The following is a 14,449-nucleotide window of genomic DNA, read 5'->3' as shown; positions in this document are numbered from 1 at the left end:
CAGCCCCATCACCGCGACCGAAGGAACGCTTCGAGGTCGGCCAGACGATCCGTGTTGATATAGTCCACGCCGGCGCGGTACAGAAACACCCACAACGCTTCGGATTCCGGCGTGGCCCAGAAGCGTACTTTTTTGCCCTGGCTGTGCGCCTGTTCAACGAGGCCTCGGATGCGCCGGCGGACGCTGGGCGGCGGTACGGATGCGCCTGAAAACGGCGCCACACTTTGCCAGCTGGCGCTCACGAGCGGCATAAACGTCGCCGACTCCGGCGGCGTGGTCCCCAGATCGTCGATCCGACCGTCGTAAAACGCATAGCGGACCGCCTGCCGCCGCATCGTCTCCCGGGGGCGGTTGCCCGAAACGACGACGGTGACGAGGCCGGCGTACACCACGCCGTCTTCGTAGCGCGTGAGGAGGTGGCGATATCCGGCCAGAACCTGCTCGAGCACGCGATACGTCGATTCCGCATCGGTTTTGAAGTCCACCAGCAACTGCAGGGAGGTCGTGTCGGTGAACAGCCGGCCCCCGTGGGTGGCGGCGCGGGCGGCGATTGGATCCAGGTAGAGGGAGCCGAGGCTGCGGTCCGCGCGCACGTCCTCGGCATCGTGGCCGACAAGCAGGGCACCGTCCCGTTCGTGGACATCCACCTCGATACTCGTAAAACCGAGGTCCAGCGCATCGAGGAGTGGGCGTGGATGCTCGTAGTCGTTGTGCGCGTGGGCCCGGTGCAGCGGCGCCGGCTGGGCCTGGCTCACGCCGGCGTAAGGAGCCGCCAGCACCACACTGGCGAGGACGATGGGTAGGCGATGGCGTAGGAAATCCAGTCCGTACACGCCGCTGGCCGTGGGTCGTAGCCGGGGCATAGGATTAAGCTTTGATTATAGATGAAAACGCTCATGCACTCCTCATGCGAGTGGGGCGCGAGTCATCGTATATTGCGCGACACCGCCCTGCTTCAGGATACCATTCGCACGGAACTTCATCCACCCCTTCTTCTGCTTTCATGAGCTCTCGCCGATATTTTCTGCGTCAGGCCGGCGCCGTTTCGCTGGGTTTCGCCGGCCTACATCGGTTGTTCGATCCCCTTCTGGCCGCCGAGTCCCGCCGCTACAACCCCTCGCTGACGCCCGATCCGCGGCAGATCCTCGATCTTCCCCCCGGCTTTTCCTACCAGGTGATTTCCCGCGCCGGGGACCCCATGGCGGACGGATTCGTCGTCCCGGCACGGCCCGATGGCATGGCGGCGTTCCCGGGGCCAGGCGGCCTGACGATTCTATTACGCAACCACGAAACGGCCCTCACGCCAGGCGAAGGCGCCTATGGGGCCGGCAACGCCCGGTTCTCTCAGATCGACCCGGCCCTGGTGTACGACGCTGGCTTCGGCGCGAAGCCCTCGCTGGGCGGAACGTCGACGCTCGTCTTCGACACGCGGACGCAGACCGTCGTGCGCGAGTACCTCTCCCTGGCCGGCACCCAGCGCAACTGCGCCGGCGGCCCGACGCCCTGGAACAGCTGGATCACGTGCGAAGAGACCGTCGAACGCGCCGGCGATGTCAACGAAAAAGACCACGGCTACAACTTCGAGGTGCCGGCCTCGGCCACGCCGCGCCTCACGCCTCCCGTGCCGCTCAAGGCCATGGGCCGCTTCAACCACGAGGCGATCGCCGTCGACCCCGCCAGCGGCGTCGTCTACCAGACGGAGGACCGTCATGACGGGCTCATCTACCGGTTTATCCCGACCGAGCCTGGCCGCCTCGACCGCGGCGGCCGGCTTCAGGCGCTGGTGGTTGTCGACCAACCTTCGCTGGACACTCGAAATTGGGAGGAGGGCGGGGCGCCGGTGCAGCGCAACGCGCCCATGGCCGTCCGCTGGATTGATCTGGACAATGTCGAGGCGCCGGAAGACGACCTGCGGACGCGCGGCTCCGCCGCCGGCGCGGCGCGGTTCGCGCGCGGCGAGGGCATGTGGTACGCCAGCGGAACGGTCTATTTCGCGTGCACCAACGGCGGGCGGGAGAAAAAAGGGCAGATCTGGAAATACGTCCCGAGCCCCTTTGAAGGGACGCACCGAGAGCCCGAACAGCCGGCGACGCTCGCCCTCTTTGTCGAGCCCAATGACGGCTCGATCATCGAAAACGCCGACAACCTGACCGTTGCGCCCTGGGGCGACCTCGTGGTGTGCGAAGACGGGCCGGGCAGCCAGCACCTGCTGCGCATCACCCCGGCCGGCGACGTCATTCGGTTCGCGACCAACGTGGCGAGTGAGTCCGAACTGGCCGGCTCGGTGTTTTCACCGGATGGATCGACGCTGTTCGTGAACGTCCAGACCGACGGCCTCACGCTCGCGATCACGGGGCCGTGGGCGACGCTGGCGGTGTAAGCCAGGCGTAGCACGCATACTGGGCGCGGACGGGGGGATTGGCGTTGGCGACGTAGGCGTTCGTCTGGCCGGCGTCGACGATTCGCGCCTTGACCGAGTCGGCCAGCTGGAAGTCGAGTACCGTGCGCAGTTCGCGACGGAGCGCGGGGTCGTAGACCGGGAAGGCGACTTCCACGCGCCGGCTCAGGTTGCGCTCCATCCAGTCCGCCGAGGCGAGGTAATACGCCTCGTCGCCGGCGTTGTGGAACACGAATAGGCGGGCGTGTTCCAGGTAGCGGTCGACGATGCTCGTGACGACAATCGTCTCACTCTGCCCGGGCACACCCGGCACGAGCCGGCAGATCCCTCGGACGACGATGCGAATCGGGACGCCGGCTCGGCTCGCGGCGTAGAGCCGAGCGATGATGTCTGCGTCTTCCAGGCTATTCAGCTTGAGGATGATGCCCGAGGGAAGTCCGGCGCCGGCATGTTCGATTTCCCGATCGATCAACCGGTAGAGTCCGTTGCGAAGCGCAAACGGGGCTACGAGCAGATGATCGAGTTTGGGCCGTTTTTTCTTCCCCTCCAGGTAGCTGAACACGAGGCGTACGTCGCGGGTGAGGCGCGGGTCCGCGGTAAACAGTCCTTCATCCACATAAAGGCGCGCCGTCTTTTCGTTGAAGTTGCCCGTGCCGAGGTAGGCCTGAAGGTGTGTTTCACCGTCGATGCGGCGGCGGATCAGGGCGATTTTGGCGTGGACTTTTAGTCCAGGCAGGCTGTAGAGCACGCGTACGCCGGCCGCCTCCATCCGATCGGCCCAGTGCAGGTTCGCGGCTTCGTCGAACCGAGCCTTGATCTCCACAAACGCCGTCACTTCCTTGCCCCGGTGTCGCGCGTCGATGAGCGCCCGCGCAATGGCCGAATCCGAGGCGAGGCGATACAGCGACACCCAGATGGCGTCGACGGTCGGATCGGTGGCCGCTTCCTGGAAAAAACGGACGACATACGTGTAGGACTGATACGGCATATGCAGCATCCGATCCCCTGCTTCGATCGCGGCCATAAGACTGGGCGCGGCGTCCAGCGCGGGCACGGGATGAGGAGGTTGCGGCTCGTAGAGGAGGCCGGCCCGGCCGGCGGTCGGAAAGGCGAAGAGGTCGTGCAGATTGTGGTAACGCCCGCCCGGCACCATGTCCTCGTCGTCGAGCGCCAGGCGTTCCTTGAGTCGGTTCGCGAGCGCGAACGGCATGGCCGGGTCGTAAAGGAACCGGCAAGGGGCGCCGGATTCACGGCGGCCGAGGCTTTTGCGGATGGCCTCGACGAGGTCGCCGGCGTACTCGTCGTCCAGATACAACTCGGCGTCGCGCGAGAGCTTGACGGCAAACGTCTGCCCGACGGAGTAGCCCGGGTAGAGGGCGGGGACGTGGCGACGGAGCAGGTCGTCCAGGAACACGACGCCCTGTGACCCCCCGCTTTCGGGGAGGAGGATAAAGCGATCGAGCGGCGGCGCCGGCACTTCGAGCACGCCGTGAAGCGGCTCGTCGCCGTCGCCCCAGAGTTCCGTGACGAGGTAGGAGGTCCGGTTCTTAAGCGTCAAGTCGCCGGTCTCTTCGCCGAGGAGTGTCGGCTGCAGATGGGGGCGGACGACTTCCGAGAAGTAGGTCTGCAACGCGGCGAGCGTCTCGGCCGAACCCTCTGAAGGCTGCAGGAGGACGAGGCCCTGTTCGGCCAGCGCCGGCAGCAGGGTATCGCGGAGGATCCGGCCAAAGGTCTCCTGCTGGCGGAGAACGATCTGATTGATGTCGCGCAGCCGCCGCGCCGGCGCGATGCCCAGCGCCACCGCCCGCTTCGGCTTGAGACGCACAAGACTCCGTAGCGAGGCTACACGCACGCGAAAAAACTCATCGAGGTTCGAGGAGTAGATCGCGAGAAAATGGAGGCGTTGCACGAGCGGCACCCGTACGTCGGCGGCTTCCTGCAGCACCCGCTCGTTAAACGCAAGCCAGCTCAGGTCGCGATCCACGAGGAGGTCTTTTGTCGGCTTCGTCATCGGCTCACGCAGCTCGCTGGCGTCGGTAACAGGCCTCGGCGCGGTCGCAGGTGCCTCCCACGGGCGGGTTCGGCTTGCGGACGACGACTTCGACGGCGTCGATAAATCCGTAGGATGTCAGCACCTCTTCTCCGATCAAAAACGCCAGTTTTTCGATGAGGTAAAACCGGTTTTCGGTAACGATCCGCTGAACGAGTCGGTAGACGGCTTCGTAATCCACCGTCTTCGCCAGATTGTCTTCGCGGGCGGCGGCTTCGATATCCAGTTCCATCGAGACATCGACTTCATACCGACCTCCGATGCGGTGTTCTTCCTGCATTACCCCGTGATGGGCGTAAAATACGGCGTTGATGAGCCGAACGGTGCCAGTGGCCATGATCCAATCCCCAGAGTGTATGTGATAGCGAGTGCGTTGCGCGTGCCGGCGAAAGATAGCGATTGGCGGATAGCGATCGGCAGAAACGGTATGGAGCTGTGGCTAATTCACGCGTGCACACTTGCGCAATTGGCGCATCTGATTTAAGCTTGAACTTACCGAAGATTCCATCGGCGCACCGTACGTTACGTGGCATGAACGGGTCGGCCGTGACGTACGGATACGAATGTCCGCGAGCGGTCATCGTATGGAGTGCCCCCGAGTTGTCACGGCACGAAGTGTGTCGCATGACCGGAAGCGGTATTTCTTCCCGGGTTCAGAAACCGGGCCGCGCGCCCTGTTCATCGGCCGAATAGGCCGGCATACATCGGTCCTTGAATCCAGTACGGAGTCCGTTCTCGCGCCGCCATGGCGCGCGCGAAGCGGCAGGGTTTGCCCGTTGAGCGGAACGCATTCCCCGATCTTGATCCCGCTTGGAATCCAAAACACAGCATTCCAGTGAGCATGTCTTTATTTGCCCTCCTTTCTACAGCTGTAGCGATACCGCTGGGAATCGCCAGCGTAGTGATCGTCTTTTTCTATTTGAGAGCCCGCTCTGTGGAGCGTAAAAAAGCGGCATTGGAGCAACGCCGGCAGGAGCGGCAAGCGGTCCGTGAGGCCGTGCGTCCGGCGTACACGGTGAACGCGACCACATCGTTCAGCCGGCCGGTCACGATTTCGGGGGATTCGATGCCGGAATTTCGGCCATTATCCTTTTATATGATGGAATCATCGCAGGCGTCGGCGGGCCATACGCTAGCCGAGATTCCGGGCCTGGACGCCCGGTTGCAGCACGCGCTGAACGACCTTGGCTACACATCGGTCGAGCAGGTGGCGCGGTGGGGACGAGCGGATGTTCGCACCGTATCGGCGATCCTGGGCGTGGAACAGGGGGTGATCGAAGGGACGTGGATCGTACACGCGCGCACGCTCCTATCCGTGGTATGATCCGTTGGTCCAGGTAAGGGGTTGGACATCCGGCAGATGGGTGATTCGTCGGTAGGCGGCCATGCGCTCGTTGATTTCCTCCGGGCGGAGGTGGAGGAGGCGTTCGGGCCCGAAGCGCTCGACCGTGAAGGAGGCTAGCGCACTGCCGTACATGATAGCGCGACGGATGCTGTCGCTCGTGAAGGTGGTATGGCGTGTGAGATAGCCGGCAAAGCCCCCCATAAAGGTATCGCCGGCGCCGGTGGGATCCTGGATGTGTTCGAGGGGGAAGGCCGGGAAAGCAAAGACCGATGTTTCGTCCAGCACGATGGCGCCGTGTTCGCCTTTCTTGATCACCAGGATCCGGGGACCTTTCGCCATGATGGCGCGAGCGGCGAGCATCAGGTTGGATTCGCCGGCCAGCTGACGGGCTTCCTCGTCGTTGATCATCAGGCAGTCGATCCGGCCGAGGAGCGCCTCGAGGGCTTCCGGCGTGTGATCGATCCAGAAGTTCATCGTGTCGCAGATGACCAGTTCCGGCGCATCCATCTGGTCGAGCACCTGCATCTGGATGGAGGGGTCGAGGTTGCCCAGGCAGACGATGCGGCTATCGCGGAAGCGCGCCGGCAATATCGGAGAAAACGTCTGGAGGACGTTGAGGTGGGTGGCGAGGGTATCGCGGCCGTTCATGTCCGCATGGTACCGGCCGGCCCAGGCAAAGGTCGCCCCGTCTGGGTCGACCTCCAGGCCGTCCAGATCGATCCCGCATCTCCGCAAGGACTCAATATAGGGTGCGGGAAAGTCCGCCCCGACGACACCGACGAGGCGGACCGGCTCGCAGAAAAAGCGCGCTGCCAGGGTGATGTAGGTAGCGCTTCCCCCCAGGACGCGGTCAGCCGACCCGGTGGGGGTTTCGATGGAGTCGAACGCGACGGTTCCGATAGCCAGGATACTCAAGGGTCAGCCCTGCTCTCCAGCCCGTGACGACGCGTTGGCGAGGCCCGTTAGCCGGCGGTCCATGTGTAACAAGGCGGGGACGATCCCCGCAACCGGCCAGCAAACCCATCAATAGCGTTCCTTGATCCAATCCGACACCTTCTTGAATGCGATGACGCCCATGATGGTCTGCACGGCTTTCTGAAGTCCATCGCGGAGCGAGCTATGAGCGGGTACGCGTTGGGCGACGGCCGCCGACGCTTCGCGTGCCGCATGTTGGAGCGAGTGGGTGGCATTCTGGGCGGACTCCGAGAGGGAGGCGATCCAATCGCTGGCGCGGCGCAGGCTATCGGCGCCTCGTTCGGAAGCCTGACGGGCCAGTTCGGACGAGAGGTCGCCGGCCTGCTCGTGGACCCGGCCACCGAGCGTGCGGGCGCGGGAGACGGCATAGTCGCTCGATTCCGCCAACTGGCGGGCAGCGCGGTCGGCCGCATGATCGGCCATGCGACGGGCTTCCGACGTAAACCGGCCGGCACGGCGCTGGAGACGTTCCGTGAACGTGGGCGGGTCTTTGTGGAGGGCGTCCGTCAGGACTTTGCCGAGAAGGACGCCGGCGCCGGCCGCGAGGAGCAGGGAAAACCCCGGATTTTCGCGGACCCACTGACGAGCCGATTCGCCGGCTTCACGTGCGTCAAAGTCCCGAATTTCGCCGCGCAACCGCTCCGTGGCCTCGCTCAAGTCCTGGCGGGCGCGGGCGTAAGCTGAGCGGGCTTCATCGAGCAGCGCCCTGGCGCGCGCCGTCGCTTCCTGGGTGATGGTTTCTTGTGGTTCTTCGGAAGGCGATGTATTGCTATGGAGGTCGTTCATGATCGTGAGTTTAAGTTCGATTGGGGGGAAAGGGAACTGCTTTACCGGAGATTCTTATCATGTGCCATACCGCAACTACGCTATTTGCGGAGCAACACGCCAAGAAACACGCCTATACCAAACGCGCCAAGCAGCGCGACGGTCTGATTCGCCCGCACCCAGCGGGTGGCGTCGTCGAGGATCGCCTCGAGGACGGCCTCATCCTCCGGTTGTTTTTCGTCGCTTCGTACGGAAGCCTCTGGCACGATGCCGGGCTTCTCACCGGGGGCCGGCCGCGTCGTCTGCGGCTCGTATGCTTGCTTTGTTTTTTTCATGGTCGTCTCTAGTTTGGCTCGGATGTATATTCCGAACGCTATCCATAGAAGATACCGGAATCCCCGCTATATCCTGCTCGTCTACATGCTAACTGCCAATCGCCCTTCGACGACTGTCCCGGCTCGATGGCTCCCCGGCCTCCTTATCCTGACGCTGACCTTCTGTTTGCCGGCTTCGGCTCAGTTTGCGCCCGCGACACCCGAGCGGGTCTACTCCGAAGCCTTCAAGCTGTATGCGGATCAGTTGTATGTGCAGGCGATCGATGCGTTTGAGGACTTTCGCACCCGGTACCCGCACCACATCAGCACGCCGGAAGCGTTGTATTACCAGGCCGAGTCCGCGCTGATCGTGGGCCGCGAGGAGCAGGCCATCGCCCTGTTCACCCTTTTTGAGGATCAATATCCCTCCCATCCCCTTTCGTATGACGCGCGATTGGCGCTGGGGACGTATTATTACGCGGAAGGCAACTACGACCGGGCGATCACGACGCTGGCACGGGTTATTCAACAGTCCCCGCCGGATGAAGTTGCCGCCAAGGCGCTTTACTGGATGGGCGAATCGGCCACGCATCTGAACAACATGCCCGAGGCGATCCGGTATTATGAGCGTGCGGCGCTCGAATATCCGGAGACGACGACGGCGCCCATCGCCCTCTACGCCATCGCGACGCTGCAAATCGAACAGGGCGACCCGGAGGCCGCCGCGCGGTTCTTCGAGTTACTGACGGCGCGGTACCCGAACTCGACGTACACCCAGGGTCTCGGGCTGGCCCTCGCCGAGGTCTATTACGAGCAGGGCGAATACCAGCGCGCGATCGACGAAGTGAACCGGCGGATGCCGAACCTCGACAGTTACTCGCAGGACCGAGGTCATTTCTTACTGGCGGAGTCGTACAACCAGCTGCGCAACAGCGACCTCGCTATTGTGCACTACCGGCGCTTCACCGAAAACAGTCCGGACAGCCCCTACTACCGAAACGCGCTGTACGGCCTGGCGTGGAATTACCATTTCCAGGGCGCCTACCAGTGGGCGGCTGACAACTTCGGCCTGGCCAAGCAGGACAACCGCGACGCGCTCGCCGGCAAGTCGGCCTATTACCAGGCCGTCAACACCAAACTCGCCCGGAATCTGCCCGAATCGCTCAACCTCTTTCGGGAAGCCGTAGACCAGTTTCCTCGGATTTCGATGGCGGACACCGTGTTGTACGAATACGGGATGACAGCCTACGAACTGGGTAATTGGGAAGTGACCCGCGACGCCCTCACCCGGCTGTTGAACGACCACCCGAACTCGGCGCTTTTAGGCGAGGCGTTTTACCGGCGCGGCAGCGCGCTCATCGCGCTGGGCGATTTCGATGCGGCGCTCAGCAACTTCGACCGCGCCATCGCGCTCAACGCGGCGCCGGCGGATCTGAAGAACGAGGTCATCTTCCAGAAAGCGTGGCTCCAGTACCGGTACGAGGATTACGCGAACGCCGCGCCGGCCTTCATGAGCCTGCACGACAGCGCGCCAACCTCCACCTGGGGCAACGACGCCCTGTTCTGGGCGGCGGAGAGTTACCATCAGGCCGGCGACTTCAACCGCGCGGCCAGCCTGTTCCGGCAGTACCTGCGCGGCGGCCGTAGCGGCAAACACGTGGACGCCGCGCATTACGCCCTGGGGTGGACCTACTTCAAACAGGGCAACTACCAGGACGCCATCACCGAATTCCGGACGTTCCTGCGGGAATACCGCGAGTCGGATGGCTTCGTCCCCTACCGCACCGACTCTCAATTGCGCTTGGCGGACAGCTACTACGCCCTCAAGCGTTACCCCGAAGCCATCCAGGCCTACCAGCAGGTGGGCGGACAGGATAGCGACGACTATTCGCTCTATCAGATCGGCCAGGCCTATAATAACGCCGGCGAGCAGCTCGACGCCATCGCGACGTTCCGCAGGTTGCTCAGCGATTTTCCCGAAAGCGACTGGAAGGAAGAAGCCCAGTACAACCTCGGCTACCTGTACTTCCTGAACCAGGACTACCCGCAGGCCATCACGGCCTACCAGACCCTGATCCGGAACTACCCACGCGACATCCTGGCGGCGAAGAGCCAGTACGGGATCGGGGATGCGCTGTTTAATGCCGATCGGCTTCAAGAGGCCGTCGCGGCGTACGAAACCGTGCTCAAGAACTACCCGACCAGCCCGTTCGCGTCTGACGCCGCCGCCGGCATCCAGCTTGCCCTCGACGCCCTGGACGATACGGCCGGCGCCTCCAGGATCATCGAGGAGTTCACGGCGGCGAACCCCGAGTCTCCGGTGGCCGACCAGCTGCGCTTCCGGCAGGCGGAGGTGAAGTATCAGACGGGCCGTACGAGCGAGGCGCTGGTCGATTTCCAGCGGTTTGTGCGCGAGTCCGACAACATCCAACTGCTACCCGACGCCTATTACTATATCGGGACGATCCTTACGGAGGACAACAAACCTGCCGAGGCCGAGACGTATCTGCAGCAGCTCGTGACGCGGTATCCGGACAGCCAGCGCCGGCCGCAGGCGACGCTCACGCTCGGCCAGATCTATCTCGAACAGGGCCGCAATCAAGATGCTCTGGAGTTGTTCAAAAACCTGGAGACCATGCGCGGTGCGGATCCGCAGGTGATGGCTCAGGCCCGTTACGGACAAGCCAAGGCCCTGATGAACCTCGGCCGGCACGGCGAGGCCGAGCGGCAGCTGACGGAACTGACGAGCGCCAACACCAACCGAACCCAGATGGGGCCGGCGTTGTTGGGTCTTGCGCGCGTATACGAGACCTCTGGCCGGGGACAGGAAGCGATCCAGCTTTACCGCCAGATTTCCAACGACAGCGCGGATGAAACCGGCGCCGAGGCCCTCTTCCGCCTGGGCGACCTGCTCATCCGCCAGGGCCAGGCGCGGGCGGCCGTCGATGAACTTGGCCGGATGTCCGTGTTGTTCAACGGCTACTCCAACTGGCTGGCCGAGAGTTATCTCGCCCAGGGACGTGCGTTTATGGCCATGGGCCAACGCGGCGACGCCAGCCAGATGTACGACCGCGTCCTTGAAGAATTCCGAGGCACGATTTATGCTGATCGTGCCGCTAAAGAAAAAGCCGCTATCTGATGGCCCGATCGATGATTCGCATCCTATTGCTGATGGCCTTTCTAACGCCGGGCATAAGCGCCCTGGCCCAGACGGTCGACACCACGCGTACGATCCTGCCGGACATCTCCCCACGTGAGGTGGAGATCCTCGGCCAGCTCGAAATCAGCTTCCCGTCGCTCCAGCGCCAGCCGATGATCGGGTTTAACCCGCCGCCACGCGTACCTGATATTCCGGCCGGCCGTCAGCCACTGTCCGAAAATTATAAGCAAGCCAAGGCCGATCTTCCCGGCGCCGCCGTGAGCCGGCCGGAACCGCCCCGCGTATCCTTCCTCGGCGGCGTGCAGCCGCTGAGTGGAGAACTCGAGGCCAGCGCAGGGCGCTACCTGAGCCGGCACATCGCGGCGCGTTTGCATATACCCATCCGCCAGCGGGCCTCAGTTCATGCGCGGGTGGACTACGAAGGCACCGAAGGCCACGCCCTACAAAAAGCCGACGAGTTCAACGAGCTCAAGAACCCGTACGACGTCAGCAGCGGCGAGATCGGCGTGCGGCGGATGGGGCCCCGGTTTGCGTATGGCCTCGGGGTGGACGGCGCCGTAGCCGCCTACACCCTCTCCGGCACCAATCTGCTTCAGTCCGGCGCCATCGCGACGCCGATCGTATTGCCGAACCGTAACGGCCGTATGGGCTCCACCTTCCTGTGGCTCAAGTCTCAGTCTGAAGCCAGGCTCGGGCTGGATCTCAAGCTTTCGATGCGCGGCACCCGGTTCAGCACCGAGATATTCGACAACAACCTCGAACCGCTGAGCCAGTTGGAACGCACGGAGAACCGCGCGGAATGGGCCGGCAAGCTCGACATCCCGTTCAGCCTGGGATCCGTCCTGCTGCACACCGACGCCAGCGCCGCCGGCATCGACGGCAAGTTCGACAAGGACGTATTGTACGATTTCAACCTTGGCACCGGCCTGCGGCTGGACCTCGCCCGGAGCTTCCGCGTCACGCTGGTCGGCCGTTTCCTCGGGTTCTCGGATGTGGAGGGCGAACTGTCGACGTATCCCACCGGGGACGTGTTGCTGGATTTCTATCCCGGACGCGGCCTGCACATCTTTGCCCACAACCGCCCGGATGTCATCCGTAACCGCCTCTGGGATCTGTATCAGGTCAATCCCTTTCTGGTGGATCGGCCCGAACTTCAGGCCACGCTGCGGCCAGTCAACGCCGTGGGCGGATTCAACTGGTTCGCCGGCATCTTCAAGTTGGGTGTTCGTGGCGGCTACGAGTATATCCCGAATTTTCAGTTCTTCGAGACCGAGAGCGACGGTGTCGCAACCGGATACAGCTATCGGCGCGGCATCTTCCCGATTTTTTATGAGGAAGTGGAGATCTACCACGGTGGCGGGAATGTCTCGCTGGTATTCCCGTTCGGATTGCAGGCCGAAGTTGGCGCCACATACCGGGACGGCCGCTTCAAGGACGACGACGCCTCGATCCCGTACTTCTCGCCCGTCGAGGGCCGCGGGATGATCTCGTACCTGTTCAACAAACGACAGACGCTCATCCAGTGGATTGGCACCTACCACAGCCCTCGCCATCGGAGCCGGCTCGAGAGCATCACATTGGATGACTACCTGGAACTCGATCTGTCCCTTTCGCACAAGTTCAATCCGGGCCTGGCGATGATCATCAGGTTGAACAATCTGCTCGGCAGCGACCTGGAGTACTGGGAGCATTACCCCGAGACTCCGTTCACTCTTTCGGCCGGTTTGCGTGTGCTGTGGTAAGCTGTCAGGAACCTATTTTGGTTTTTCGCCATTATAACCGCGTTTATTTTGTCCTAAGTAGTGTATATCTTGTGCATTAGAACACGTTGCACGACATGAGACGCTGAGTCTTGGCTGAACCTTGACCCGTGTCTCCCGTTCGCTTACTCAATTTGCTGCCGCTCTCAACCAACTCGATACGGCATATGCCCGACGCACCGTCCCTTCAGATCAGTGAAGCCCTCGGCAATGTGATCCGCGAAGCGCTGATCCGGCGCGAACAGGTCGATATCCCCGGTCTGGGCACGTTTCGGGTCGAGCGGCGCTCCAGCGAAATGACCGAAGACGCCGACGGGGCGTTGGTCATGAAGCCCCCGCGCGATGAAGTCGTCTTCATTCCCGATTTTCAGTAACCGATCGCACCTGCACCCACGCCTTTCGGTGCGTTAAGCCTCGACACTCATGGCTCTTCCCCTCATCGAGCACCTTGCCCGCCACCTGAATGTCAACCGGCAACAGGCGAGCGAGGCCCTGTTTACCTTCATCGAACAGCTGAAGGCAGACATTTACTCCCAGAAGCGCGCCGAGATACGCGGCGTCGGTTCCCTGCACGCGACGGACGAAGCGATCCTGTTTCGTCCGGACGCCGGCCTGTCGATGCTCGTCAACAACCGATTTGCAGCGCTTGAAACCGAAACCGTGCAGGTGGCCCCCCCTCGCCCGGCCGCCGATCGTACAAACGAAGGGCCGGCCGACAACGGGTTTCACCCGGTTTCCGGCGACACCTTGCCGGACTTCGAGGATGCACTTCCCGACCTCGACGGGTATGACGTCGACGACACGCTGATGGGAGACTCGCTGGACTCCGCCTTCTGGAAGGGCCTGCCGGACGATGCCGGCGAGCATCCGCTGGGTAAAGCGTCCGAGCCCCCATTCGAAGAGGCCGACTTCTCGGTCCTGTTTCCTGCCGCCAACACCTCCAACGACATCACCAATTCCCCAGAATCCGCCATTCCGAGCGAGAAAGGGGCTATTTCCATGAAAGAAGACGATCCCAAAAAGCCGCTTTTCACGGATGATGACGGCCCACAATCCGAAGACGAATGGAGCCCGTTTTTCGAGGAACTTGAAGGCGTGGAATTCGAGGTCGACTCGCCGCTTGACCTCGACGACACCGTCTGGGATGAGGCGAAACCGCCCAAGCCGCCCGCTTCGCCGTTTGCCGGCGACCGCACGGACGACGACGAGTTTTTCTTTGAGTCCGACCGCGACAACGAACTGTTCGGCGCCTCGTTCGACGACGAAATGCCGGAGGATGCCACCTGGGCCAGTTCGCCGATGGAAGACGCCCCGTTTTTTGAAGACAAACCCGGCAAACGGGGGGCACGCCCCAGCCCGCTGGACGAGTTTGGCGACGACGACGAGTTGTTCTCGACCACATCAGGCCCCGGAAGCCGCGGGAAAAACGAAGGCCTGTTCTCGGAGGATGAGTTGTTCAGTAATGCGACCGTCTCGGACGCCGACGAAACGATCTTCCTACCCCCCGACGAACGGGAGAAGCAGTCGATGGAGCGCACGCCGCGATCCCTGGATCGAAAGGCTGTGGACGCCGCGCCCGCCGCTGCGCTGGCCGGCGGCATGCACGCCGCGGCGGCACGCCCCGACCGTCGACCTTACGAACGCCGGCGCTCAAACGCCGGGGGGGCGGGCCTGCTGTGGGC

General features: G+C 63.0%; 12 protein-coding genes. 6 read left to right on the top strand and 6 right to left on the bottom strand.

The features are described from left to right. Positions 1 to 8 precede the first annotated feature (8 nt). Complete coding sequence (locus tag SH809_20945; GenBank protein MDZ4702191.1) at positions 9 to 863, bottom strand: phosphatidylinositol-specific phospholipase C/glycerophosphodiester phosphodiesterase family protein; 855 nt, start codon at positions 861 to 863, stop codon at positions 9 to 11. 140 nt (positions 864 to 1,003) lie between these two features. Between SH809_20945 and SH809_20940 the strand changes: the two genes are divergently transcribed. After that, positions 1,004 to 2,380 (top strand): DUF839 domain-containing protein, encoded by a 1,377-nt coding sequence (locus SH809_20940; GenBank protein ID MDZ4702190.1) that lies wholly within the window; start codon positions 1,004 to 1,006, stop codon positions 2,378 to 2,380. On the opposite strand, the gene ppk1 is transcribed toward SH809_20940, so the two are convergent. Both ppk1 and folB read right to left on the bottom strand, forming a co-directional pair. Then, positions 2,349 to 4,409: a polyphosphate kinase 1 gene (gene ppk1 / locus SH809_20935; protein MDZ4702189.1), complete on the bottom strand. Its 2,061-nt coding sequence runs from the start codon at positions 4,407 to 4,409 to the stop codon at positions 2,349 to 2,351. The genes SH809_20940 and ppk1 overlap by 32 nt on opposite strands. Positions 4,410 to 4,413: 4 nt before the next feature. Beyond that, the gene (gene folB, locus SH809_20930) at positions 4,414 to 4,785 is read right to left on the bottom strand and encodes a dihydroneopterin aldolase (GenBank protein ID MDZ4702188.1); all 372 of its coding nucleotides are present in this window, start codon (positions 4,783 to 4,785) and stop codon (positions 4,414 to 4,416) included. Between the two features lie 504 nt (positions 4,786 to 5,289). Between folB and SH809_20925 the strand changes: the two genes are divergently transcribed. Continuing rightward, positions 5,290 to 5,772, top strand: a complete 483-nt coding sequence (locus SH809_20925; protein MDZ4702187.1) for a hypothetical protein — start codon at positions 5,290 to 5,292, stop codon at positions 5,770 to 5,772. Here the strand turns inward: SH809_20925 and SH809_20920 are convergent. From SH809_20920 to SH809_20910, 3 genes are all read right to left on the bottom strand, one after another. Continuing rightward, a complete protein-coding gene (locus tag SH809_20920) occupies positions 5,758 to 6,708 on the bottom strand; it encodes a PfkB family carbohydrate kinase (GenBank protein ID MDZ4702186.1) in 951 nt (316 codons plus the stop codon). The two genes, SH809_20925 and SH809_20920, sit on opposite strands and share 15 nt — an antisense overlap. 108 nt (positions 6,709 to 6,816) lie before the next feature. Continuing rightward, positions 6,817 to 7,554 (bottom strand): hypothetical protein, encoded by a 738-nt coding sequence (locus tag SH809_20915; protein ID MDZ4702185.1) that lies wholly within the window; start codon positions 7,552 to 7,554, stop codon positions 6,817 to 6,819. An 80-nt stretch (positions 7,555 to 7,634) separates the two neighbouring features. Then, positions 7,635 to 7,868, bottom strand: coding sequence for a hypothetical protein (locus SH809_20910; protein MDZ4702184.1), 234 nt, complete (start codon positions 7,866 to 7,868; stop codon positions 7,635 to 7,637). A gap of 85 nt (positions 7,869 to 7,953) precedes the next feature. Between SH809_20910 and SH809_20905 the strand changes: the two genes are divergently transcribed. The 4 genes from SH809_20905 to SH809_20890 all read left to right on the top strand — a co-directional run. Then, on the top strand, positions 7,954 to 10,986 hold the full coding sequence (locus SH809_20905; GenBank protein ID MDZ4702183.1) for a tetratricopeptide repeat protein: 3,033 nt from the start codon (positions 7,954 to 7,956) through the stop codon (positions 10,984 to 10,986). Positions 10,987 to 10,997: 11 nt separating this feature from the next. Continuing rightward, positions 10,998 to 12,749 (top strand): hypothetical protein, encoded by a 1,752-nt coding sequence (locus SH809_20900; GenBank protein ID MDZ4702182.1) that lies wholly within the window; start codon positions 10,998 to 11,000, stop codon positions 12,747 to 12,749. Positions 12,750 to 12,934: 185 nt separating this feature from the next. Further along, positions 12,935 to 13,141 (top strand): HU family DNA-binding protein, encoded by a 207-nt coding sequence (locus SH809_20895; GenBank protein ID MDZ4702181.1) that lies wholly within the window; start codon positions 12,935 to 12,937, stop codon positions 13,139 to 13,141. A gap of 49 nt (positions 13,142 to 13,190) precedes the next feature. After that, positions 13,191 to 14,449 (top strand): hypothetical protein (locus tag SH809_20890; GenBank protein ID MDZ4702180.1); only part of this gene is annotated, 1,259 nt, incomplete at its 3' end.

Source organism: Rhodothermales bacterium (assembly GCA_034439735.1).
Lineage (GTDB): Bacteria > Bacteroidota > Rhodothermia > Rhodothermales > JAHQVL01 > JAWKNW01.
Note: the sequence above shows the minus strand (reverse complement) of the source record. Positions and strands in the feature narration are given on the sequence as shown.